Source organism: Ruegeria sp. BE9 (assembly GCF_056538765.1).
The window spans coordinates 755,869-777,300 of record NZ_JBQFTS010000001.1; the positions used below are offsets into that span (position 1 = coordinate 755,869).

Annotated in this window: 25 protein-coding genes; 18 read left to right on the forward strand and 7 right to left on the reverse strand. The window is 53.0% G+C overall.

The genetic code is table 11. From position 1 onward, the window contains the following. Positions 1 to 16 precede the first annotated feature (16 nt). Positions 17 to 712: a Crp/Fnr family transcriptional regulator gene (locus ACR0EO_RS03675; RefSeq protein ID WP_480687116.1), complete on the forward strand. Its 696-nt coding sequence runs from the start codon at positions 17 to 19 to the stop codon at positions 710 to 712. Positions 713 to 844: 132 nt separating this feature from the next. Continuing rightward, complete coding sequence (locus ACR0EO_RS03680; RefSeq protein ID WP_480687118.1) at positions 845 to 1,930, forward strand: hypothetical protein; 1,086 nt, start codon at positions 845 to 847, stop codon at positions 1,928 to 1,930. A gap of 47 nt (positions 1,931 to 1,977) precedes the next feature. Here the strand turns inward: ACR0EO_RS03680 and ACR0EO_RS03685 are convergent, their stop codons facing one another. After that, positions 1,978 to 2,946, reverse strand: coding sequence for an ion transporter (locus ACR0EO_RS03685; protein ID WP_480687120.1), 969 nt, complete (start codon positions 2,944 to 2,946; stop codon positions 1,978 to 1,980). A 305-nt stretch (positions 2,947 to 3,251) separates the two neighbouring features. Between ACR0EO_RS03685 and ACR0EO_RS03690 the strand changes: the two genes are divergently transcribed. From ACR0EO_RS03690 to ACR0EO_RS03725, 8 genes are all read left to right on the forward strand, one after another. Continuing rightward, entirely contained in the window at positions 3,252 to 3,743 is a 492-nt protein-coding gene (locus tag ACR0EO_RS03690) for a hypothetical protein (protein WP_480687122.1), read from the forward strand. 211 nt (positions 3,744 to 3,954) lie between these two features. Next, complete coding sequence (locus tag ACR0EO_RS03695) at positions 3,955 to 4,983, forward strand: alcohol dehydrogenase catalytic domain-containing protein (protein ID WP_480687124.1); 1,029 nt, start codon at positions 3,955 to 3,957, stop codon at positions 4,981 to 4,983. A gap of 40 nt (positions 4,984 to 5,023) precedes the next feature. Next, entirely contained in the window at positions 5,024 to 5,899 is an 876-nt protein-coding gene (locus ACR0EO_RS03700; protein ID WP_480687125.1) for a branched-chain amino acid ABC transporter permease, read from the forward strand. 4 nt (positions 5,900 to 5,903) lie between these two features. Next, the gene (locus ACR0EO_RS03705; RefSeq protein WP_480687127.1) at positions 5,904 to 7,001 is read left to right on the forward strand and encodes a branched-chain amino acid ABC transporter permease; all 1,098 of its coding nucleotides are present in this window, start codon (positions 5,904 to 5,906) and stop codon (positions 6,999 to 7,001) included. Next, complete coding sequence (locus ACR0EO_RS03710; RefSeq protein ID WP_480687129.1) at positions 6,998 to 7,762, forward strand: ABC transporter ATP-binding protein; 765 nt, start codon at positions 6,998 to 7,000, stop codon at positions 7,760 to 7,762. Before ACR0EO_RS03705 ends, ACR0EO_RS03710 begins: the two co-directional genes overlap by 4 nt. Next, complete coding sequence (locus ACR0EO_RS03715; RefSeq protein WP_480687131.1) at positions 7,759 to 8,532, forward strand: ABC transporter ATP-binding protein; 774 nt, start codon at positions 7,759 to 7,761, stop codon at positions 8,530 to 8,532. The genes ACR0EO_RS03710 and ACR0EO_RS03715 overlap by 4 nt, the downstream gene beginning before the upstream one ends. A gap of 4 nt (positions 8,533 to 8,536) precedes the next feature. Beyond that, positions 8,537 to 10,423: an AMP-dependent synthetase/ligase gene (locus tag ACR0EO_RS03720; protein ID WP_480687133.1), complete on the forward strand. Its 1,887-nt coding sequence runs from the start codon at positions 8,537 to 8,539 to the stop codon at positions 10,421 to 10,423. A 31-nt stretch (positions 10,424 to 10,454) separates the two neighbouring features. Further along, positions 10,455 to 11,615 (forward strand): ABC transporter substrate-binding protein, encoded by a 1,161-nt coding sequence (locus tag ACR0EO_RS03725; RefSeq protein WP_480687135.1) that lies wholly within the window; start codon positions 10,455 to 10,457, stop codon positions 11,613 to 11,615. A 61-nt stretch (positions 11,616 to 11,676) separates the two neighbouring features. Here the strand turns inward: ACR0EO_RS03725 and rpsI are convergent, their stop codons facing one another. Both rpsI and rplM read right to left on the reverse strand, forming a co-directional pair. Continuing rightward, positions 11,677 to 12,162: a 30S ribosomal protein S9 gene (gene rpsI / locus ACR0EO_RS03730; protein ID WP_039535473.1), complete on the reverse strand. Its 486-nt coding sequence runs from the start codon at positions 12,160 to 12,162 to the stop codon at positions 11,677 to 11,679. Positions 12,163 to 12,168: 6 nt separating this feature from the next. Continuing rightward, on the reverse strand, positions 12,169 to 12,627 hold the full coding sequence (gene rplM, locus ACR0EO_RS03735; RefSeq protein ID WP_170324880.1) for a 50S ribosomal protein L13: 459 nt from the start codon (positions 12,625 to 12,627) through the stop codon (positions 12,169 to 12,171). 244 nt (positions 12,628 to 12,871) lie between these two features. Here rplM and ACR0EO_RS03740 point away from each other — a divergent pair, with 244 nt between their 5' ends. Beyond that, positions 12,872 to 13,237, forward strand: coding sequence for a nuclear transport factor 2 family protein (locus ACR0EO_RS03740; protein WP_480687137.1), 366 nt, complete (start codon positions 12,872 to 12,874; stop codon positions 13,235 to 13,237). Positions 13,238 to 13,241: 4 nt separating this feature from the next. Here ACR0EO_RS03740 and ACR0EO_RS03745 read toward each other — a convergent pair whose 3' ends face one another. Beyond that, entirely contained in the window at positions 13,242 to 14,645 is a 1,404-nt protein-coding gene (locus ACR0EO_RS03745) for an aminotransferase-like domain-containing protein (RefSeq protein WP_480687139.1), read from the reverse strand. Positions 14,646 to 14,744: 99 nt separating this feature from the next. Between ACR0EO_RS03745 and ACR0EO_RS03750 the strand changes: the two genes are divergently transcribed. Then, positions 14,745 to 14,972 carry a DUF1127 domain-containing protein gene (locus tag ACR0EO_RS03750; RefSeq protein WP_480687141.1) on the forward strand — a complete coding sequence of 76 codons (228 nt, stop codon included), beginning with the start codon at positions 14,745 to 14,747 and terminating at the stop codon, positions 14,970 to 14,972. Positions 14,973 to 15,031: 59 nt separating this feature from the next. On the opposite strand, the gene ACR0EO_RS03755 is transcribed toward ACR0EO_RS03750, so the two are convergent. Continuing rightward, positions 15,032 to 15,475, reverse strand: coding sequence for a PaaI family thioesterase (locus tag ACR0EO_RS03755; RefSeq protein ID WP_480687143.1), 444 nt, complete (start codon positions 15,473 to 15,475; stop codon positions 15,032 to 15,034). Between the two features lie 58 nt (positions 15,476 to 15,533). On the opposite strand from ACR0EO_RS03755, the gene ACR0EO_RS03760 reads away from it, so the two are divergent. From ACR0EO_RS03760 to gluQRS, 4 genes are all read left to right on the forward strand, one after another. Beyond that, positions 15,534 to 16,319, forward strand: coding sequence for an enoyl-CoA hydratase (locus ACR0EO_RS03760; RefSeq protein ID WP_480687145.1), 786 nt, complete (start codon positions 15,534 to 15,536; stop codon positions 16,317 to 16,319). A 251-nt stretch (positions 16,320 to 16,570) separates the two neighbouring features. Next, positions 16,571 to 17,911, forward strand: coding sequence for a methylenetetrahydrofolate--tRNA-(uracil(54)-C(5))-methyltransferase (FADH(2)-oxidizing) TrmFO (trmFO, locus tag ACR0EO_RS03765; RefSeq protein WP_480687147.1), 1,341 nt, complete (start codon positions 16,571 to 16,573; stop codon positions 17,909 to 17,911). A 37-nt stretch (positions 17,912 to 17,948) separates the two neighbouring features. Further along, complete coding sequence (locus ACR0EO_RS03770) at positions 17,949 to 18,563, forward strand: class I SAM-dependent DNA methyltransferase (protein WP_480687149.1); 615 nt, start codon at positions 17,949 to 17,951, stop codon at positions 18,561 to 18,563. Beyond that, positions 18,560 to 19,465 (forward strand): tRNA glutamyl-Q(34) synthetase GluQRS, encoded by a 906-nt coding sequence (gene gluQRS, locus ACR0EO_RS03775; protein WP_480687151.1) that lies wholly within the window; start codon positions 18,560 to 18,562, stop codon positions 19,463 to 19,465. The genes ACR0EO_RS03770 and gluQRS overlap by 4 nt, the downstream gene beginning before the upstream one ends. 5 nt (positions 19,466 to 19,470) lie before the next feature. Here gluQRS and hisI read toward each other — a convergent pair whose 3' ends face one another. Further along, entirely contained in the window at positions 19,471 to 19,860 is a 390-nt protein-coding gene (gene hisI / locus ACR0EO_RS03780) for a phosphoribosyl-AMP cyclohydrolase (RefSeq protein ID WP_480687153.1), read from the reverse strand. 48 nt (positions 19,861 to 19,908) lie between these two features. Between hisI and ACR0EO_RS03785 the strand changes: the two genes are divergently transcribed. Together ACR0EO_RS03785 and ACR0EO_RS03790 are read left to right on the forward strand one after the other, a co-directional pair. Next, entirely contained in the window at positions 19,909 to 20,361 is a 453-nt protein-coding gene (locus ACR0EO_RS03785; RefSeq protein WP_480687155.1) for an iron-sulfur cluster assembly scaffold protein, read from the forward strand. A gap of 59 nt (positions 20,362 to 20,420) precedes the next feature. After that, positions 20,421 to 21,059, forward strand: a complete 639-nt coding sequence (locus tag ACR0EO_RS03790; RefSeq protein WP_480687157.1) for a MarC family protein — start codon at positions 20,421 to 20,423, stop codon at positions 21,057 to 21,059. Between the two features lie 183 nt (positions 21,060 to 21,242). Here the strand turns inward: ACR0EO_RS03790 and ACR0EO_RS03795 are convergent, their stop codons facing one another. Beyond that, on the reverse strand, positions 21,243 to 21,365 hold the full coding sequence (locus ACR0EO_RS03795) for a hypothetical protein (protein ID WP_480687159.1): 123 nt from the start codon (positions 21,363 to 21,365) through the stop codon (positions 21,243 to 21,245). Positions 21,366 to 21,432 lie beyond the last annotated feature (67 nt).

A 21,432-nucleotide genomic window follows, 5' to 3' on the forward strand; every position in this document is an offset into this window, starting at 1 on the left:
GAACAGGGTAATTGAAATGAAGAAACCCAAGCAAATCTCTTTCGACGTTTTCTCTTCTGCTTGGCTTGGAGGCGTTTCAGAACAAAGTCTTAAGGGCCTACAACAGCTTTCAGTGGTGGCAAAATACGAGGATAAACAGACAATCTATGCGCTTGGTGGGCCTCAAAACTCGCTTTGGGGGGTGGTCACCGGGCAGGTTCAGGTTCGTGTCGCGCTAACTGAATTGGAGCCAGTGCTCGGTCATATCCACCAACCGGGAGCTTGGTTTGGGGAGTCAGAATTACTTCAGGGCGTAGATGGGTTGGTCGAAATGAAAGCCGTTGGGCAAACTGTTGTTGTAAAGGTGCCCTACTCACGCTTCCGCACACTCGCATACGGGCAACCTGACTTGTGGGAAGCGTTCGCACGCCTCACTTCTATGAACCAGTTGTTGGCTATGTCAGCGGCCAACGACCTTGTTCTTCGGACAAGTCAAAAAAGGATTTCAGCTGCGCTGTTGAGGTTAAGTGGTCGGCGCGGCGTTCTTCAGGGATCACATCAAGCGGATGTCGTGTGTGCTAGCCAACAAGAGATCGCGGAACTGTCAAACATCGCACTTTCCAATGCATCACTCCATCTTCGGGCGATGGAGGAACTGGGGCTAATACGTTTGGAATACGGGCGCATCGTTTTAGTTGATCCAGAGGGCCTACAGCGTGTGATATACGAATAAGAGCCCACCACGATTACCGATTTGTCCAGGGAGGTCGTTTCATTGTCTAACTGCAAACATGCGAATTCTCGGCCTCGCTGTCTTCGCCCTGCCCTCCGACGCCTCCTTTCTCAAGGCTTGAGAGTAACCCTGATGGTAGTGGTCGCTCTGATCTCGACCATTTCACTATCTGTGCCGGCCAATGCCTGCCCGGTTTGTGTCACTCTTCCAGAGGCTTCGCTGGCAGATCATTTGAATGAAGCGGACGTCATTGTTCTTGCGCGACCAGATCAGGATAACCCTTTTCGCTTTGTGCCCCATGAATTGATCAAGGGAACTGATCAAAACCTAGAAAGATTGCCTCCAATACCATTTCTCGTAGATAGCACGACCCGGGCGTCGTTTCGTAATGATCCCGAAGTGAGCATTTTGTTCACTTACGGTGCTACAGACAAAGACGCTGCAGGGCGCACCTTTTCAAGGAGCTGGAAGAGAATATTCACTCTGACACCGGAAAGATCGCAGTTTCTGACAAAGCTAAGAAATGAAGCCGAACACTGGCCACCCGGTAGCACGAGCTCTAAAGAGCGTGTTGCGTTCTTTTTAACCTACGTCACCGACGATGATCCCATATTGCGTGACACCGCGTTGATTGAATTGGATCGCGCACCTTACCTGATCGTAAAGTCCCTGCGTCCAAGGATACCTGCGGACGCATTGTTGCAAGAATTTCGATCCGTAAACCGCATCAGCTTTGTTCCTGTCTCTATTCGTCTGATGGGTTTGCAAACAGACGATGCCAAAGCCCTTGCGATTGTTCGGGACCGTTATCCACGTGCCCTAGGTGCCAGTGGCGGCTACCCTTACGAATGGGCGCTGGCCGGGATAGAGGTTGACGGGCCAACCGCCGTAAGCGCCATCGACCACGCGCTTCGAAGGAAAGATCGAAGGCAGGATTACAGGCAAGATCTCGTCCGGGCCTTGGCTGAAGGCGGCTCAGCTTCGTCGGAACTTAGGGATCAGATTGTCGATGTTTTTTCCAGAATTCTAGATGATGACAAAGCATTGGCTCTGAGTATCGCGATTGCGGCGCGCGATTGGGATGAGACGCGGCTGGATCAACAACTCAGCGCGATATTAGATATGGATGACGTTGATCCGGTAACGCGGTTTGTCATCCAAACCAAGTTGTCCTCAGCAGATGAGAGCCATGAGCAGGTACTTCCTCAAGGGAACTGATTTCTGCCGTTTGCCTTAGCATTCTCACGCAACGGCTTCGATGTTCGTCAGCCCTTGGACTTTTCTGGTTCTGGCAAGGGCTGACCGCATGCTTGGCAATGGCCGAATTCCGTACGCATTTCCGAGTGAATTTGGTCTCGGATGTGGCTAGCTGCCCGGTGCGACAGGCCAAGATTCTTTCTAAGGTTTTCAATGTCTTTTTCATCGGCTTCACAAAGGTCGCCATCTTCCAGGGCTGTGCGGAACTGGCGTTCCAGTCGCGATCTTCGGCGGTGAAGCTGATCGTTTAGGCCGCTGGCAATGATCCCTGCGGGCAATGCGGCCATGCCAATGCCAATCACGGTTATTGCTGCGCCGAAAACCTTGCCAGCCACTGTAACTGGGGTCACATCTCCATAGCCAACAGTCGTTAGTGTTGCCATGGCCCACCACATGGCAGCGGGTATCGAGCCAAAGGCTTCGGGCTGAGCATCATGCTCGGCAATCCACGCACCGCTGGCTGCGAATATCAGCATGACCATCAGAATGAAGAACCCGGCAAAAAACGACCCGGCCTCTTCTTCGAACACGGCAAACAGCATACCCAATGCCGGAGAATACCGGGTGAGTTTGAGTAACCGCAGCATTCGAAATGTTCGCAGGATGCGGAGGTCCATTGGGAAGAACAGGTAGAGCAAAGCTGGAAGTATCGCCAACAGGTCAATCACAGCCAACGGTGATCTCATCCAAGCCAAGCGGGACTTATAGTCTGGGCTTTCCGGTGCCACCCATAGCCTCGCGGCATACTCTGCGACAAACACAGTCAACGAGATGCTTTCAAAGAAGTCGAGTGCGAAATGCCATTGCGTGTAAATGGACTGGACGGTCTCAAGAATAACGGCTGTGACGTTGAGCGAGATCAAAAGGATCAAGGCGATCTCGAGTAGCCACGGTCCGGTAGCGCTTCGGTCAGGACGTTCCAACCACCAATAGAGTTTTGCCCTTATGCTTTGGTGTTCAAGAGTGGTGTTGTTCATGGTGAACTGACTTTTGGGCCCGTACTAAAGAAAAAGCGAAGTGCGAAAACAGAGTGTACTCGAAATCTGGCCGACAAACCAAAAAGGCACAAGCAGAGCAATAATGGAACAGGCGGTGCTGGCTTTTCGCGCGCCCCCAGAGTGCTATCAGTTTTCTCGATGCGGCATATTATTGCCTTAGCTTAGCATTCAGATGGGCGTGGACTGGCTCAAACCCCGGTTTTGAAGGGAAATTTCAGGAATTCCCCTTTGAATCCAGCTACCCTGACTACATCTCAGCGACACAAATTCTAAAGGAGATACCAATGTCGCGTACTATTCTATTAGGAGTAATCATAGCCGGTTTGGGCGCTGGAGCTTATTATTTCTTGAACCAGCCCGAACCAACACCTGCCGAGAAATTACAGTCAGCGGCGCAAGATGCGGCAGAGGCGGTCAACGATGCTGCTGATGCTGTGACGGAACAGGCAAACCAAGCCGCTTCCTCGATCAGTGAGCAAGCGGCAGACGCCGCTGAGCAAGCCGGTGATGCGGCAACTGATCTGGCTAATCAGGCCGGTGACGAAGTAGCCGCCTTGGCAAACCAAGGACAGGACTTGATCAACTCATGGATCGAAGATGGTTCATTGACGGTGCAGAACTTCGATTACGACACAATGGTCGCCTCGATTCAGGAAAGCACTTTGGCCCAAGATATTAAAACACAGGCAATTAAAATCTTGGATGATATCAAGGCGTCTCCGGAAACCATTGTCGCCAAAATGGAAGAGCTCCGTAACTTGTTGTCGGGCCAATAAAACATTTGGGGGTATCTGCAGTCAGGTGCCCCCGAACGCAGGGGTATTAAGAACCTCCTGCAACGTCATGACGCCGTCCGATTGACGCGCTGCAGGGCATTTGTTTGGGTTGTGGATCACTAAGGCGACCCGCACACTGCTGAGGTCTATGCACCTGCAGTGTATGTTTTGTCTCTATTTCGATCAGCGTGTTCAGCAAAAGGACTCCAATATGACCGCCCTGCCCTCGACTATGTTCGCCGTTGTTCAAACACATGAAGGCTATTCCGGAACTGCTACCGGTCCGGTCCTGGAAAGCGCTGGCGATTGGCTGGCTGAGGCGCAGCTGCCAGTGCCGGAACCCGGAGCGGGTCAGGTTTTAATCCGCGTGCGCGCATCATCCGTTAACCCATCTGATATCCATTTTATAAAGGGCGAATACGGCCAACCTCGGATTAAGGGTAGCCCTGCTGGGTTCGAAGGCTGCGGAGATGTCGTTGCGGTCGGCTCCGGCGCCGATGCGCTGATGGGTGCAAGGGTAGCCTTTGTTGGGGCGGCGGCAGGTGCGTGGGCCGAGTATGTCGTTACCCAAGCGCAGATGTGCATTCCCCTGCGGCCTGATATTTCGGATGAGGATGGCGCTGCGCAAATTGTGAATCCGATGACCGCTATGGCTATGGTGGATATCGCTCGTAGTGACGGTGAGGCCTTTGTCGTTTCTGCCGCGACCAGCCAACTAGGCAAACTGATGTGCAGTCTGGGCCGTGATCTAGGCCTCAAACCCATAGCACTTGTGCGTCGATCCGATGCGGTCGATAGCCTCAAGGATTTGGGGGCTCACGAAGTTTTGGTGACAAGCGAAGCGGATGTGGTCGCCAAGTTCGAAGCGCTGAGCAAAGAGCTCAAGCCTCGTGTATTCCTAGATGCTGTCGCAGACCAAATGTCCGAGCAGGTCTTTTGCGCTATGCCGAATGGTGCGCGCTGGGTGTGCTATGGAAAGCTAAGTCCGCAACTGCCTGAGCTGACCCAAATGGGGCAACTCATATTTATGGGCAAGCGGATCGAAGGCTTTTGGCTTACGCAGTGGATGACTTCGACGCCGCCGGCAGACCAGATGCGAGTGATAGCTGAGGTTCAGGCTCGTTTTGCCGACGGTCGTTGGAAAACCGATGTTTCTGCCAAACTTGCACTGAAAGATGTGGTGTCAAACTTGGCGGACGCTCTGAAAAAGAATGACGGAAAGGTGATTATCACGCCATAGTAGAGCAAAGCCCCGGGCCAACCGGTATGGGAGGGTGAATTTGGACAACGCGCAGCTGCTGATCAGCGGGCTGGCTAATGGCTGTGTCTACGGCCTCATCGCTCTTGGATTTGTGCTGATTTACAAAGCGACCGAAGCGGTGAACTTCGCTCAGGGCGATTTCATGATGCTGGGGGCCTTTGTCACAATTGGCCTGACCAATACAGAATACATGGGCCTACCGTTCTGGATCGCATTGCCGATCTCTCTGGGGATTATGGCGGCGTTAGGATATTTACTCGATCGTTTGATCATCCGGCGTCTGTTCGGTGAAAGCCAGACAGCGGTGGTGATCCTGACAATTGCTCTGGGGTTTGTGATCCGGTTCGTTGCCGGTTTGATTTGGGGGCATGAACCCCAGACGCTGCAAAATCCGTTAGCTGGAAAAGAGGTTCGCTTTGGCGGATTGGTGCTTGGCATGGAGGACGTGGCCGTAATTGTCGTCACGATCCTGCTGACCTGGGGTCTTTATATCTTCTTTAGTCGCACGAAATTGGGACTGGCAATGCAGGGCGCATCGCAGAACCAGCTAGCCGCCTATTACATGGGTATTCCGGTGAAACGCGTTCAGGGTTTCATTTGGGCTTTAGCGGGCGTGGTGGCCGGGATTGCAGGTATTCTGTTTGCCGCCAAAGGGTCCGTTGACCCGACCAGCGGGCTGCTTGGGATCAAAGCCTTTGCCGCGGCCGTAATCGGAGGTTTTGGCAGCCTTCCCGGTGCTTTGGCTGGAGGGCTGATCGTCGGTATCATCGAACCATTTGCCAGCCGTTACATTGCTGCTGGATACAGTCAGATCGCTCCATACGCTCTCTTACTGGCGGTTTTGATTTTTCGCCCAAACGGGTTGTTCAGTCAGGTCCGGCTAAAGAAGGTGTAGGTGCATGAGGGTCGTATTTAAAACCGATTACATGCAAGACATCCGACCTTGGAAGGATACCTACCAACTCATCCTCTACCTGATTTTATTAGCAATCGTAGCAGTCGCACCATGGTGGTTGGATGACTTTTACTTGGGTGAGCTTACGAATGTTCTGATCTGGGCGATCGCTGGGTTGGGACTGATGATATTGACTGGTCACACTGGTCAAGTCAGCCTCGGACACGCAGCTTTTCTGGCATTTGGATGCTATGCTAACGTCATTTTGATTGAGGCAGGTGTCCCGTTTCTGGTCGCCTTTCCTCTTGCAGGTATTTTGACTGGATTGGCCGGAGTAACCGTTGCCATACCTGCCCTGCGCCTGCACGGTATCTATTTGGCAATTTTCACAATGGCTCTGTCGATACTGATGGACGACGTCATTGTTCTGGCCGAGCCTTTAACCGGTGGCGTGGCCGGCAAATACATAGCTGGTGTCGAGGTTTTCGGCTTTCTGGTTGATCGCTGGAGTACACCAGTTCAGTTCTTTTGGTTGGTCCTTGTCGTCGCGGTTCTTGTCACACTGGGCTACATCAACTTGCTGCGTTCCCCACTTGGACGCAGTTTCATAGCCGTTCGCGATTCCGAGGTGTCAGCGCAGGCTATGGGCGTCGACATTGCCCGAACTAAGATGGTCTCCTTTGCGCTCTCTTGCGCAGTAACGGGCTGGGCCGGAGCGCTGATGGGCATGTATGCGGGCGCATTCAACAACGAGACCTTTAGTGTTCTTATCTCGATCCAATTGCTGATGATGATCGTCATCGGGGGACTGGGGTCGATCCATGGGGCGTTTCTGGGCGCCATTGTGATCGGGTTTCTTCCGCAGTTTCTATCGATTTCAAAAGAATATGTAGGTGCGTTTTTTGGTGGCAGTACAGTCGCAATACCAGGTTTGGAATTTGGTATCTTCGGGATGATCCTGATCGTATTCATTCTGTACGAGCCGATGGGCATGTACGGACGATGGTTGAAAATTCGTACGTGGTTCGATCTGTTCCCCTTCTACCGAAAGGACATGTTCAAGCGACAGAAGTCCTATCTCAAGACGGAGCGTCTGAGATGAGCTTTCTTGAATTTGAGAACGTTACTCTGAAGTTTGGTGGGCTGACGGCTGTTAAGGACCTGAGCTTTTCAGTTAACGAAGGCGAAGTATTCGCTATCGTTGGTCCTAACGGTGCTGGCAAATCCACCGTATTCAATTTGATTTCGCGGTTTTATGACCCTTACGCTGGATCGATCCAGTTTGATGGGCATGATCTGCTGCAGGTAAAGCCATCAGGAGTTGCCACCTACGGCGTAGCCCGCACATTTCAGAACATTGAACTGTTTGAACACGCATCCGTTTTGCAGAATCTGCTGGTTGGGCGGCATCGCCATCGTAAGACTAGCTTGCTTTCGGAGATCCTTTTTCTGCCTTCAGTTCGTCGGCAAGAGATCGAAAACCGGGAAAAAGTCGAAGAAATCATCGACTTCCTCGACCTTCAGGCATATCGCGACAAGACTATATCAGGCCTGCCATATGGCATTCGCAAAGTTGTTGAGGTCGCGCGTGCTTTGGCTACGGACCCCAAGCTGTTGTTGTTGGATGAACCCGCCTCTGGCCTTTCTGTCGAAGAGACTTCTGATATGCGTTGGTGGATAGACGATATCCGGCGTCAGATGGGAATAACGGTCCTGATGGTCGAGCACGATATGGGGCTGGTCTCGGGCGTTTCCGACCGGGTTTTGGCGATGGCAGACGGTACTAAGTTGGCTCTGGGTACACCGGCTCAAGTACAATCTCATCCTGCTGTAGTTGAGGCTTATCTGGGGAAGGCCTCATGACTGAGCCAATTCTTACCATCCGCAATGTCGAGAGCTTTTATGGCCCCATCATGGCCATTCGCGGCGTATCACTCGACGTGTATCACGGTCAAATCGTCTCAATCCTAGGAGCTAACGGCGCGGGAAAAACAACGTTGATGAAAACCGTCTCAGGGGTGATGGATCCGGAAAAAGGAAAGATCACCTTTGATGGCAATGAGATCCAAGGATCAGAGCCGCACAAGGTTGTCCAAAGAGGCATAGTCCATGTCCCCGAAGGACGCGAGGTGTTTCCTTTGTTGACTGTCGATGAAAATCTTAGCTTAGGGGCTTATACATCGTCGGACCGCGCGCAGGTCGATCACGACCGAGAACTGGTGTTTTCATATTTTCCGATCCTCAAAGAGCGGCGAAACCAGGAGGCAGGTACGCTCTCTGGCGGTCAACAGCAGATGCTGGCGATCGGGCGCGGTTTGATGGCGAACCCCAAGATCATGTTACTGGATGAACCGTCACTTGGCCTGTCGCCGATACTCGTTCAGGAAATCTTTGGCATTCTAAAGCGCCTGAACGACGAGCAGAACATGACCATGATGTTAGTCGAACAGAACGCCAATGCCGCCTTAGAATTAGCCGATCATGGCTATGTGATGGAGGTCGGGCGCATCGTTATGGATGGTGCGGCTGAAGAGTTGATGCAGTCCGAAGACATCCAGAATTTCTATCTGGGAGTGCAAGAGGAAGGTGTTCGGGAAAACCGCCGTTGGAAACGCAAAAAGACGTGGCGGTGACAGCATGAATATCAGCACCCTGCCCCCACAAACCAAGATCAACGGCATTCAGTTTAACGCGACCCCCGGTCAACGACCTGTTCTTGTTGATGAGTGTATGACCATTTGCCAGCTTTTTCAGAAACGGTGTGCCGAGCTTGGCGGTCGCACCGCACACCGTGAAAAAGACTTGGGAATCTGGAAGCCCTATTCTTGGACTGAGTATTGGCAACGCGCCAAATGGATCGGTCTGGCACTTCGTGAACTCGGTTTGAAACGCGGCGACGTTGTGTCGATCCTATCCGAAGATCGAAAGGAATGGGCTTGGTTTGACATGGGAATTCAGTGCGTCGGAGGGATTGCTTCGGGCGTCTATACCACTGATTCCGCTAGTCAATTAAAGTACATGATCAACGATAGTGACAGTAGATTTCTGGTCGTCGAAGACGAAGAGCATTTGGACAAATACCTCGAGATTGAGAGAGAGGTTCCGGGTCTGCTCAATGTTATCGTTTTAGAAGACGAAGGCCTACACGACCTAAAGCACCCGCGCTGCATGTTGATCGATGAATTGTATGATCTTGGAAGGCAAGCTGATGATCATGATCCTGCACGATTTGAGGCCGAAGTCGCATTGGCCTCGCCTCAGGACACGGCGCTGCTTGTATATACTTCCGGAACAACCGGCATGCCCAAAGGGGCAATGTTGAGTCACGAGAATATTCTGGCCGCAATCGAAGCTGGCGCACATGCTCTACCTACGCTGGAAACAGACGAGCAACTTTGCTTCCTACCGCTGTGCCACATACTCGAGCGCGATGTGTCCATCTATTTCCCCTTGGCCGGAAAATGCACGGTGAACTTCGCAGAAAGCCCCGAAACGGTTTTTGCCAATCTGCAGGAAGTTTCTCCATCCACCTTCACCGCCGTTCCGAGGGTTTGGGAGAAGATTTACTCGCATGTTCAGATCATGACGCAGGACGCGACCCCCGTTGGTCGGGCGGCTTTTGGTCTGGCTTTGAAGGCTGGCTTGGCTCGTGCCGAGTACATACTGGCCGGTAAATCAGTCCCAGCAACTGTGGCCGCCAGGTTTTGGATGTGGGATCGTTTGGTACTCCGCAACGTTCGGCGCATGCTGGGGCTGGACAAAATGCGTCGCGGTGGAAGCGGCGCGGCACCGATTTCGACCGACTTGCTAAAGTGGTATTGGGCCATCGGCGTTCCCCTTATCGAAGGGTTTGGGATGACCGAAACGTCAGGTCTTGCCACATTGAATACAACGGATGCCAACAAAATCGGTACGATTGGCAGAGTTGTTCCCAGTAACGATATCCGCATCTCTGAGGACGGCGAGATCCAACTGAAGGGCTTGAACGTCTTTCAGGGATATTGGCGCAACAATAATAAAACCGCCGAAACCTTTACCGCTGATGGTTGGCTCAAAACCGGAGATATGGGGGAAATTGATGCCGAGGGTTTTGTGAGAATTACCGGACGGCTGAAGGACATTATCATCACCGCGGGCGGTAAGAACATCGCTCCTGCAGTGATCGAAAGCCGATTGAAGTTCAGCCCCCTCATATCCGATGCGGTTATAATCGGCGATCAACGTAAATACCTGACTGCGTTGATCATGATCGATCAGGAGAACGTCGAGAAATTCGCGCAGCACAAGAAAATCCCCTTTTCGAATTTTGCTTCACTCTGCGCTGCGCCCGAGGTCAATGACCAGATCCGGGCCGAAGTCGCCGCTGTGAACGATGAATTTGCCAGGGTTGAACAGATTAAGGATTTCCGCTTGATCGACGTCTTGCTGACAGCAGATGACGACGAACTGACGGCAACAATGAAACTGAAACGGAGTTTTGTTCAGAAGAAACACGGGCATCTCATCGAAGAGATGTACAAATAATCGGGGTAATACCCCAAAGGGAGGAGAACTCATGAGGAACGTGTTGAAAAGGCTGGCGACGGCTTCCGCTGTTACGGCGTCTGCAACGCTGGCTGTGGCAGAAACGCAAGGCGTCACGGATGATGAGATTGTTATAGGTTCAGTCAACGACCTAAGCGGTATCTTTGCAGCCGTCGGTGTTCCGGCCACCAAAGGCGCCAATGTTGTGTTCGACCGCGTAAATGCTAATGGCGGCGTGCATGGGCGTATGATCCGCTATGTGGTGGAGGACAACGGTTATCAGATGCCTCGTGCTATGCAGGGCTACAACAAGCTTCTGAACCGTGACAAGGCGTTTGCCATGCTGCAATCGCTGGGAACTCCGATGAATCTTGCGGGCTTCAAGTTGTTGGACCCAAAGGGAATTCCGAACGTCGCGCCATTGACGGCCTCCAGCCAGATGCTGCAAGAACCCATAAAGAATAAGTTCACATCCTTCTCTACCTACTTCGATCAAAGTCGGGTTGGTGTGAAATATCTGGCCGAACAGTTCGGTTCGCAAAAAGTCTGCACGATGTACCTTCCGACGGATTTCGGGGAAGAAATCCTTGAAGGGAGCAAGGCCGGTGCGGAAGAAGCTGGCATCGAATTCGGCGCTGAAACGACCCACAAACCTGATGAAACGGATTTCGTCGGATCTCTTAGTAAGCTCAAGGAAGAAGGCTGCGACATCGTCTCAATGGCGTTGGGTGTACGTCAGGTGATCACCGTGGTTGGAACGGCAAAAAAGATGGGCCTGACGGATGTTAAATTCCTCGGTACTTCCGCGAGTTTTCTGACGGTTGTTGCGCAGGTCCCCGGTGGTGTTACCGACGGATTCTATGCTGCAGCGTCTTGGCAGGATCTCTGGGCACGTGCAGAAGAACCAGCACCGGCGGCCTTTATCGCGGAGTACAAGGCCGCAACTGGTGAAGATCCTGTTGGCTTTTCGATGTTGGGGTACTCGGCGGCTGAGATGATGGTCAAAGCGCTTGAGGCCGCAGGTCCAGCCTTAACTCATGAGAGCTTTATCGCTGCGATGGAGTCACTGGATTACATGGACGACCTAGTCGGCAATCACATTACCTATGGTCCGGATGATCACCAAGGCGCGGATACTGTATTCGTCAGTTTGGTTGAAAACGGCGCCTGGAAATTAGTCTACGAGGAATAATCAACGCGACAAAAAAGGGCTCGCAAAAGCGAGCCCTTTGTAATTCGTTTTTCGAGGCAAATTAACGCTTCGAGAACTGGAACGAACGACGCGCTTTGCGCTTACCGTATTTCTTACGTTCCACAACGCGGCTGTCGCGGGTCAGGAAGCCAGCGGCTTTCAGGGCGCCACGCAGGCTGGGATCGTACAGCTGCAGGGCTTTCGAGATACCGTGCTTAACCGCACCGGCTTGACCGGTCAGGCCACCGCCTTTGACGGTTGCAACAACGTCAAACTCGCCTTCAACACCAGCAACCTGGAACGGCTGGCGCAGGATCAGCTGCAGAACGGGACGAGCAAAGTACTTGTCCTGGTCTTTGCCGTTCACGGTGACCTTGCCGGAGCCCGGCTTGATCCAAACGCGTGCAACAGCGTCTTTACGCTTGCCGGTGGCATAGGAGCGGCCCAGCTCGTCACGTACGGGTTCACGCACGATGACTTCTTCGGCCACGGTTTCAACGCCTGCGACGGCGCTCAGCTCTTCGAGAGTATTGATCTGATCAGCCATCGGTCATTAGCTCCGGGTGTTTTTCTTGTTCATGGACTTAACGTCCAGAACTTCGGGGGCCTGGGCTTCGTGCGGGTGCTCGGCACCAGCATAAACGCGCAGGTTGGTCATTTGCTGACGCGACAGGCGGTTGCCCGGCAGCATGCGCTTGACCGCTTGAGTCACAACGCGCTCAGGGTGTGCACCCTCGAGAATCTGCTGCTTGGTGCGCGACTTGATGCCGCCCGGGTGGCCAGTGTGCCAGTAGAAGTTCTCTTCGCGCTTCTTGCCGGTCATCTGGATTTTGTCAGCGTTGATAACGATGACGTTGTCGCCCATGTCCATGTTCGGGGTGAACGACGCTTTGTGCTTGCCACGCAGGCGCATGGCGACGATCGAGGCAAGACGGCCCAGAACAACGCCCTCGGCGTCGATCAGGATCCATTTCTTGTCGATGTCTGCAGGTGTTGCAGAAAAGGTTTTCATGGCAGGATAGTCCTGTTTGATGTGAAAGACCGCCCCAAGACAGAGCGGCCCGAATTCGATGGAGCGTATTTAGAGGTGTGTGATGCACAGGTCAACACCGATTGACGCTTTTAAATGAAAGTAAAACAACAGCTTAGCAAATAGGTATTAATTTACCCCATGTATTTTTGGTTCGATATCTGTGTTTCCGTCTGTACGCTACAATATCAGCAAACTTTTTCATTTTAGATATATGAGGAATGACATGGATGATTGGCGCCAAACGATCGAGGCATACGGGGCGGCTTGGCAGGAAACCAATTCAGATAAGCGCCTGGAACTACTTAAGATGTGTTTCGCAGAGGGCGGTCGTTATGTGGATCCAACAGCCGATGTGACTGGTCGAACTAACCTCAGCAACCACATCGGCGAGGTTTTGCAAAGCTCAGGAGGTCGCGTTTCGCTGACCAGCAAGCCCACGTACCACCATGACGTCGTTCACTTTACCTGGCACATGGCCCTGCCGGATGGCAGTATCGTTGTGTCCGGTCACGACTTTGTCCGCCTGGATGGAGCAGGAAAAATTGCACATCTGGCAGGGTTTTTTGGGGACCCCGAGCCGTTAGGTTAAAGCTTTAGACGCTGATCTGCTCAGGGGGATTATCCAGAAGCTTCCGAAGCTTGTGCATCGCATCTTCGAACCTCTCTAGAGATACGTGTCCGTTCATCGCAATCCGCACCGCATTGGGTGCGCGACCATCGCGGAGTGCAAATTCATCGGCAGAACGTAACTGTATTCCCTCTCGTTCGGCCGCTCGGCTAAAGGACCCGGCGCGCCAACCGGACGGCAGGCTGAGCCAAACAAAGGGAACATCCGGTGCCCAGTTCAGGTCAAACCCCCCTAGTGCGTTGACGGCAACGCGAACGTATTCCCCCATCCGTACGCGCACATCATGAGCAATTTGACGGGTGCGCGGATCGGACAAGAGTAAGCGTGTTAGTTCCGCCAGAGGCTGTGCCAGACCGAAATAGCCGTATTCTGCAGATCGCCGCAAATCTACACTTCGTTCCCTGGGGGCTATGGCAAAACCCACGCGCAACGCCGGTGTAAGAACTTTTGAGATGGATGAAACGTGCCATCCTCTTTCGGGGGCCAGTGCGCGATAGCTTGGTTCACGAGCGTCGCCCATTCGATAGCAATCGTCCTCGATGATCTGGACATCAAATCGACGCGCGACGGCGACAATCTCTTTGCGTCTTTCCAGCGGGGTATGGGATCCCGTTGGATTTTGCACCTCGGGAGAAACACAAACGGCCTGAGCGGGTGTTTGGCGTAACACATGCTCCATAGCCTTTGGGTCCACTCCCCACTTGTCCATTTTGACACCGACGACTTCGGCCCTCATCAATTCGCCAGCACGCCGAAATCCCGCGTAAGACAGATCTTCGACCAGCACTACTGGTTTTGGCCCCTTCAGGATGGTTTGAAACACGAGGCAGAGTCCGTTCTGACCGCCATGTGTCAATACAATGTCATCATGCGACAGCGGACCAAGCGGCAAGTCGGACAGCCATTCCACGACCGACTGACGCATCGGTTTGTACGCATCACGCGTGGGGTAATTCAGAAACAATCCGGGATCGGACTGCGCCACTTTCTGTAGGCATTCTCGGATCAGGGCCACCTGCCCTACATCAGCCAAGCGAGGGCTGAACAAGCTGACATTAGCGTCGTATTTGTCATCCCTAAGGTGGAGCTGCCGAGCCCACACGTCATCCAAAATTGGCGACTTTGGCGGGGCGACAAATGTACCACGTCCGACCTCGGCTTGTAGCAAACCTTCATCCGTGAGGATTGTGTATGCGCGCGCGACTGTGCCTGGAGTGATTTGTAACCTATACGCAAGTTCGCGAACCGGGGGCAGTTTTGTTCCGACCTCTAGAAGTTTGTTATCTATCGCTTTTCGGATCGTGTCCGCCACCAGGGTGTATTTGGGTCCCTTGGATTTTGGAAGGGCTTCCGGCCAAATTGTATCCATTACAATTCTTCCTTTGATTTTGACACAATCTCGAATGTATCAAACACATGTACCGAACATATTAGCTTTGTGTCAATACAATTTGAAAGGATATCCCACATGACACGCGCAATGCACAACCCCGCCCTCATGCTGCTTAACGACAGTCCCCGACTGCCGCTGATCGCCGCGCTGGCCGTGCGGTTTGCGGCGACGGTCACAAAGTGGGAACGCCAACGACGCAGCCGCATTAATTTGTCGAGATTGGATGACAGATTGCTCAAGGATGTTGGGCTGACACGGTATCAGGCCAGCCGCGAAGTCAATCGCCCGTTTTGGCATGACTAGTTAATCCCCAGTCCCATTTCGGGACCTCTTCCTTGGCCGGGTTTTTACCCGGCCTCTTTTTATCCAAAAGCTGCGGCGGCAGACCCCTCGGGGGGCAGTGAATAGGTCATAGTCGCGCGCGCGACAGGCTTTTCAGAGCCTTCGGAAAAAATCAGGACATCCCCGACCGCAAGAGTTTTGCCCAGCTTCAAGAGCTTGCAGTGGGCAATCATGTCCTTGGCACCGTCGGGCTTTCGCATGAAATCCATTGAGCAGCCCGTTGTAACGGCAAGGGACTGGCGACCTTTACGGGCGAGGATCAAGGCGTAGACGCATACATCGGCCAATCCAAACATTGACGGGCCTGACACTGTTCCACCGGGGCGAAGGTGCCTGTCTTCAACGATCAAGCGCATAACGATTGATTCTTCGTTCAACTCTTCGACGGAAAAGTCCCGGTGCACTTGGGGAAAGATATGTTTCATATAATCCATCAACTCTTCCCGGTTCATGACCAACGACATACTTTCCCTCCTCGGTTTACCGACCTAGAGTTGGCCCGACATCACTTCGGAGGGCAAGATGGCAATTCTGGAACGTAACGACACTGGCGCCATCGCGCGGCTCAAAATGAACGCACCCGAGCGTCTTAACGCGTTGAGTGATGAGATGCTGGCCGCCCTTCAATCTGAATTTGATGCGTTAAAAGACGACTCATCTATCCGGGCTGTTGTCCTTTCTGGGGAAGGGAAAGCTTTTTGCGCAGGTCATGACCTCAAGCAAATGACAGCTGGGCGACAATCTGAAGACGGCGGTAAGGCGTACTTTGAGGATCTATTCAGCAGATGTGCGAATATGATGTTGTCGATCCGGTCCCTGCCCCAACCCGTGATCGCTCAGGTCCACGGGATCGCAACTGCCGCTGGGTGTCAGCTCGTCGCGACATGTGATCTGGCGATTGCAGCCGAGGGTACGCGATTTGGCGTGAATGGCGTGAATATCGGGCTGTTTTGCTCAACCCCAATGGTGGCACTGAGCAGGAATATTCCGCGCAAGCGGGCTTTTGAGATGCTGACGACGGGCGATTTCATCACTGCGGAAAAGGCCGAAGAGCTTGGGTTGATCAATCGCGTTGCCCCGGAAATGCTTTTGGAACACGAAACCACAGCGTTGGCTGAGCAGCTTTCATCAAAGCTGGGTTCGGCTGTGAAAATCGGAAAGCAGGCCTTTTACAACCAGTTGGAGATGCCGATTGAGCAAGCGTATGCCTATACCGGTGAGGTAATGGCACAGAATATGCTGCACCGAGATACCGAAGAAGGGATATCTGCATTTATCGAAAAAAGACCGCCAAATTGGCATCAATAGGGCGATTGTAACTTACATTTTTAGCAACTGTTTTCATTTTAGCACTTTTCAAAAGGGCAACACTGTGGCAAAGCTGAGACAAGGCCACGGCCTTAGATACACTTTTGGGTCGCCGTGGGCGGAAGGTCCCTCCAAGCCGGTTTCTCTCACCAGCATAGACATTCCCGCAGCGGCGACCCCAAGATCTCCTTAAAAACAGAAGTCGCCTAGTCGTGTTGCGTTGCATGGTGCTCTGCCCTATGTGGCATCGCATGACACAGAAATTGCATATCGTGGGCGGCGGCATGGCCGGGTCCGAGGCCGCCTGGCAGGCGGCGGAAATGGGCGTGGACGTTGTGATTCATGAAATGCGCCCAAAAGTTGAAACCTTTGCGCATCAGACCGGCAATTTGGCCGAGATGGTTTGCTCAAACTCGTTTCGGTCCGACGACGATGAACAGAACGCAGTGGGTCTGCTGCATTGGGAAATGCGCGCGGCTAACGGGTTAATCATGTCGACCGCTGATGAGCACCGTCTTCCTGCAGGTGGTGCGCTGGCTGTTGACCGAGACCCTTTTGCGGAAACAGTCACTGCGAAACTGCACGCCCATCCGCGCATTGAGGTGACTGGTGAAGAAGTAACCAACCTGCCCGATGATGGAAATTGGATTTTTGCTACCGGTCCGTTGACCTCTGCCACTTTGGGCGAAGCTATCCGAAATGAAACAGGCGCGCAGTCGCTCGCGTTCTTCGATGCGATTGCCCCGATCGTCTATGCTGACAGCATCGATATGAGCAAAGCTTGGATGCAGTCGCGCTATGATAAAGGTGAGACTGAGGAAGAGCGCACCGCGTACCTGAACTGTCCAATGGACCGCGAGCAGTACGAGGCATTCATTGATGCCCTGCTGGCCGCAGATAAAACTGAATTCCACGAAGGTGAAACCGCGGGATACTTTGACGGCTGCTTGCCGATTGAGGTCATGTCGGAACGCGGACGGGAAACTCTGCGTCATGGTCCGATGAAACCGGTTGGTCTGACCAACCCGCATCAACCGGACGTGAAGCCGCATGCGGTTGTGCAATTGCGCCGGGACAACGCCCTGGGCACTCTGTTCAACATCGTCGGGTTTCAAACCAAGATGAAATACGGTGCGCAGACAGACGTGTTTCGTATGATCCCGGGTTTGGAAAACGCAAGCTTCGCCAGACTGGGTGGCATTCATCGTAATACGTTTATCAACTCGCCGACTTTGCTGGATTCGCAAATGCGTCTGAAATCAAAAACCAATATCCGCTTTGCCGGCCAGATTACAGGCGTCGAAGGATATGTCGAAAGTGCAGCAATGGGGCTCTTGGCTGGCCGTCTGGCGGCCGCTGAGATACTCGGCCGCTCTTTGCCCGAGGTGCCGCAGGACAGTGCTATGGGCGCGTTGATCCACCACATTACCGGGGGCGCTGAGGCTAAGACGTTTCAACCGATGAATGTTAACTTTGGGCTGTTCCGGCCCGTTGACGGCTTAAAGGGAGGGCGGCGCGGTCGAAAGGATCGATATAAGGCCTATACGGATCGGGCCAAAACCGAGTGGTCAAATTGGTTGGAGCATTGCTGACTGGACGCATCCCGCTCTGGCGGCTTAACATCAGGGTATGGGCGACAAATACCTAAAAGATACCTACGCTTTAGACACTCCCGAAGCCACGCGCGCGCATTACCAGAAGTGGGCATCGTCGTATGATGCCGAGGTCGGATCCCATGGTTATGCAACACCAAGTCGTGTGGCTGAGGCACTTTGGTCAAAAATGCCGGAACCACAAACGCCTATTTTGGACTATGGATGTGGTACCGGTCTGTCAGGCAGAGCGCTTAACTCAGTTGGTTTCGAGGTGATTGATGGGATTGATCCAACGCCCCAAATGTTAAAGGAGGCCGAGGCCAAAGGCGTTTATCGCAAGCTCTCAACTTTTGAGATCACAGACCCGGCCCCTTTGGAAGAAGGAGCGTACAAGGCCATAGCTGCGATCGGAGTCATTGGTGTCGGTGCCGCGCCCCCCAAGGTTTTTGACCTATTGATGTGGGCTTTGCCGCGTGACGGTCTTTTGGCGTTTTCCTTTAATGATCATACCCTTGCCGACAAGTCCTACACCATGAGACTGAATGATTGGCTTGATATGGGCGCCGCAAGGTTGTTGTTTCGGGAATATGGCCCCCATCTGCCCGGGGTGGATATGAAGTCTGACGTATATATTGTTGAAAAAGCGTGATATTTAGAACTCGATTTGCGCCGTCGCCCACTGGCCCGTTGCATCTAGGGCATGCTTATTCGGCAATTTTTGCTCATGATCTTGCCGCTGAAAAAGGCGGAGAATTCCTGTTGCGGATTGAGGACATCGACCGCTCTCGATCTAGAGCGCAATGGGAAGAGCAGATTTTCGATGACCTGAAGTGGATGGGCCTTAAGTGGCCCGAACCGGTAATGCGGCAATCGGAGCGACTGAAATCATACGAGGTGGCGCTGGATAATCTTTGGGCGCTGGGTTTGCTATACCCTTGCACGTGTAACCGAAGGGACATCGCAGCCGCGGCAAGTGCGCCCCAGGAAGGCGTACCATTACATGGACCGGATGGGATTATTTACCCTGGCACCTGCCGTGGAATGCCGAGCAATGGTTTTTCTGTTGATGGTCCAAGGCCTAAGGATCTACCGCTAAGGCTCGACATCGCACAGGCGTCCCGACATGCACATAATTTGTTTCAGCCCAATGTTAGAAACAACAACGTCGCTAGTTTCCAAGAGCTTGGTCATGGTCCAAACGGTGAAACGGGCCTTATAGGATTCACGCCAGAGGAGCTTGTAACGACCATCGGTGATGTCGTTTTGTCTCGGAGAGATATGGGGACGTCCTATCATCTATCCGTAGTATTAGATGACGCCGCACAAGGTATCACCCACGTTGTGCGAGGTCAGGATCTGTTTGAAGCCACGCGCATCCACGTGTTGCTGCAGGCACTGCTTGGCCTGCCGACCCCGCAATACCTACATCACAAACTTATCCGAGACGATAAGGGAAAGCGTCTTGCAAAGCGCGATGACGCACGGGCGATATCGAAGTATCGGGCCGAAGGTGCGTCGCCGGCAGATATTCGAGCAATGGTTGGCCTGTGACTAGCTTAATCCATCGGCGCCATCAGTTCGACTTCTTCCCCGTCACGAACGGCAGTGTAAAAACAAGTACGGCGATTTGTGTGGCACGCGGCACCCGTCTGACGAACCATCACCAACAAGCAGTCGCGGTCGCAGTCGAAACGAAAGTCCACGAGTTCCTGCACGTGACCTGAGGTTTCACCCTTGATCCAAAAGGACTGACGCGACCGGGACCAATAGGTGACCCGACCAGTTTCAATCGTTTTTTCAATGGCCTGGACATTCATCCACGCCATCATAAGAACCTCTCCAGAAGCCTCATCCTGCGCAATGGCTGGGATCAGGCCTGCTTCGTTAAACTTGAGTGACAACGGATCAAACGTGACAGTGGCGGACATGAGAAAAACCTTTTGCATCCCAGTGGATGCCCACTATGTATGGGGAACAGACAACGAGGGAAAGCCATGTCCGGCGAGAACGATCTGATAAAGCTCTATTCCGGCCGCATTCTTGCGCTGGCCGCAGATATCCCGCACCTGGACCGGCTTGAGAATCCGGATGCCACTGTTAAAAAACGTTCCCCTCTTTGCGGCTCCACTGTGACGGTGGATGTCAAAGTCAAAGACGGTAAAGTCTCGGATTTTGGTCAGGACGTAAAAGCTTGCGCCTTGGGACAAGCTTCAGCCTCAGTTGTCGGCAACGCGATTGTCGGTGCCACTCGAGCCGAGATTGAAACCGCGCGAGATCAGTTGGCGGCAATGCTCAAGAAAGACGGCCCCGCTCCGGATGCCCCGTTTGATGGCCTAGAGGTTCTCATGCCAGCTCGGGACTACAAAAACCGTCATGCGTCTATCCTTTTGGCGTTGGACGCGTCCGCCGAAGCTATGGAGCAAGCCGAGCAGGCCAACTGCGCCTAAACATGGCTTTCTTAGTCAAACCCGTCTAACCTCAGCGAAAATTGGGGGGAGTGATTGGTTTGAACAATTTACTTGAGCACTTTGTAACCCTTTGGGTGGTCATTGACCCAATCGGGACCATCCCTGTTTTTATTGCAGTTACGGCTGGGATTGAAGTCGCCGCGCGGCGAAAGTTGGCTCTGTTAGCTTCTATGATCAGCGCAGGAATTCTGCTGTTCTTTCTCGTTTTTGGCCAGTTGCTTATTGAGGCTCTGGATATCGGTCTCAACTCGTTCCAGGTCGCTGGAGGCATCATCCTGTTTCTCTTCGCCCTGACGATGATTTTTGGTGAAAGTAAGCAGGAAATTGAACAGCGCGAAGCCGAAGATGATCAGGACGACAAATTTCACAAGCATAACCCTGCGATTTTTCCTTTGGCTGTTCCTTCACTGGCGTCGCCCGGGGCTATGCTGGCGATCGTTATCCTTACGGATAACAACAGGTTCAGTGCCGCTGATCAGGTGATTACAGCCCTTGTTATGCTGTCAGTGGTCGCGATTGCTTTTGTCCTGATGCTGCTTGCTGAGCCAATTATCCGGTTGATCGGCCACTCCGGCGCGGCCATCATTAGCCGTGTCATGGGGATGATCCTTGCCTCAGTTGCAGTGAACTCAGTGTTATCTGCAATTCTGGAAATTATGAAAACTGGTCAGTTGTAAAAAAACCGCCGCTCCTTCCGGGCGGAAAGGGCGGCGGCAGGCAATGCGTTTCTCGTGTGGGGTCCGGATAGTCGCACGGGGCCGAGGCAGGCCCCTCAAGGGAATTGGGACAGGCAGGTCACCCTTGACTGAAATGGGGATGACAGCGCGGCATTAACGGCACGAGATCGCAGGCAGAAAGGGTTAGAACGCTCCTGGAAGGTGAAGTGCGACCATGAGCATGACGACCAAAGAAACGGCGCCCACTGCATCCTGCAAAATTGTCGATTGCGAACGGCTCAGCGTGGTTTTGATCTGCGTCAGCATAGTCTCACCTCCGGTCAGGGTTTTAATCCTTTGTTGACCTTTTGTTCTCATATTTTGCTGAGTCGGT

Bases quoted from the DNA above. Each gene is read 5' to 3' on its own strand.
- ACR0EO_RS03675 (WP_480687116.1), top strand. From the start codon at position 17: ATGAAGAAACCCAAGCAAATCTCTTTCGACGTTTTCTCTTCTGCTTGG.
- ACR0EO_RS03680 (WP_480687118.1), top strand. From the start codon at position 845: ATGGTAGTGGTCGCTCTGATCTCGACCATTTCACTATCTGTGCCGGCC.
- ACR0EO_RS03685 (WP_480687120.1), bottom strand. From the start codon at position 2,946: ATGAACAACACCACTCTTGAACACCAAAGCATAAGGGCAAAACTCTAT.
- ACR0EO_RS03690 (WP_480687122.1), top strand. From the start codon at position 3,252: ATGTCGCGTACTATTCTATTAGGAGTAATCATAGCCGGTTTGGGCGCT.
- ACR0EO_RS03695 (WP_480687124.1), top strand. From the start codon at position 3,955: ATGACCGCCCTGCCCTCGACTATGTTCGCCGTTGTTCAAACACATGAA.
- ACR0EO_RS03705 (WP_480687127.1), top strand. From the start codon at position 5,904: ATGAGGGTCGTATTTAAAACCGATTACATGCAAGACATCCGACCTTGG.
- ACR0EO_RS03710 (WP_480687129.1), top strand. From the start codon at position 6,998: ATGAGCTTTCTTGAATTTGAGAACGTTACTCTGAAGTTTGGTGGGCTG.
- ACR0EO_RS03715 (WP_480687131.1), top strand. From the start codon at position 7,759: ATGACTGAGCCAATTCTTACCATCCGCAATGTCGAGAGCTTTTATGGC.
- ACR0EO_RS03720 (WP_480687133.1), top strand. From the start codon at position 8,537: ATGAATATCAGCACCCTGCCCCCACAAACCAAGATCAACGGCATTCAG.
- ACR0EO_RS03725 (WP_480687135.1), top strand. From the start codon at position 10,455: ATGAGGAACGTGTTGAAAAGGCTGGCGACGGCTTCCGCTGTTACGGCG.
- rpsI (WP_039535473.1), bottom strand. From the start codon at position 12,162: ATGGCTGATCAGATCAATACTCTCGAAGAGCTGAGCGCCGTCGCAGGC.
- rplM (WP_170324880.1), bottom strand. From the start codon at position 12,627: ATGAAAACCTTTTCTGCAACACCTGCAGACATCGACAAGAAATGGATC.
- ACR0EO_RS03740 (WP_480687137.1), top strand. From the start codon at position 12,872: ATGGATGATTGGCGCCAAACGATCGAGGCATACGGGGCGGCTTGGCAG.
- ACR0EO_RS03745 (WP_480687139.1), bottom strand. From the start codon at position 14,645: ATGGATACAATTTGGCCGGAAGCCCTTCCAAAATCCAAGGGACCCAAA.
- ACR0EO_RS03750 (WP_480687141.1), top strand. From the start codon at position 14,745: ATGACACGCGCAATGCACAACCCCGCCCTCATGCTGCTTAACGACAGT.
- ACR0EO_RS03755 (WP_480687143.1), bottom strand. From the start codon at position 15,475: ATGTCGTTGGTCATGAACCGGGAAGAGTTGATGGATTATATGAAACAT.
- ACR0EO_RS03760 (WP_480687145.1), top strand. From the start codon at position 15,534: ATGGCAATTCTGGAACGTAACGACACTGGCGCCATCGCGCGGCTCAAA.
- trmFO (WP_480687147.1), top strand. From the start codon at position 16,571: ATGACACAGAAATTGCATATCGTGGGCGGCGGCATGGCCGGGTCCGAG.
- ACR0EO_RS03770 (WP_480687149.1), top strand. From the start codon at position 17,949: ATGGGCGACAAATACCTAAAAGATACCTACGCTTTAGACACTCCCGAA.
- hisI (WP_480687153.1), bottom strand. From the start codon at position 19,860: ATGCAAAAGGTTTTTCTCATGTCCGCCACTGTCACGTTTGATCCGTTG.
- ACR0EO_RS03785 (WP_480687155.1), top strand. From the start codon at position 19,909: ATGTCCGGCGAGAACGATCTGATAAAGCTCTATTCCGGCCGCATTCTT.
- ACR0EO_RS03795 (WP_480687159.1), bottom strand. From the start codon at position 21,365: ATGCTGACGCAGATCAAAACCACGCTGAGCCGTTCGCAATCGACAATT.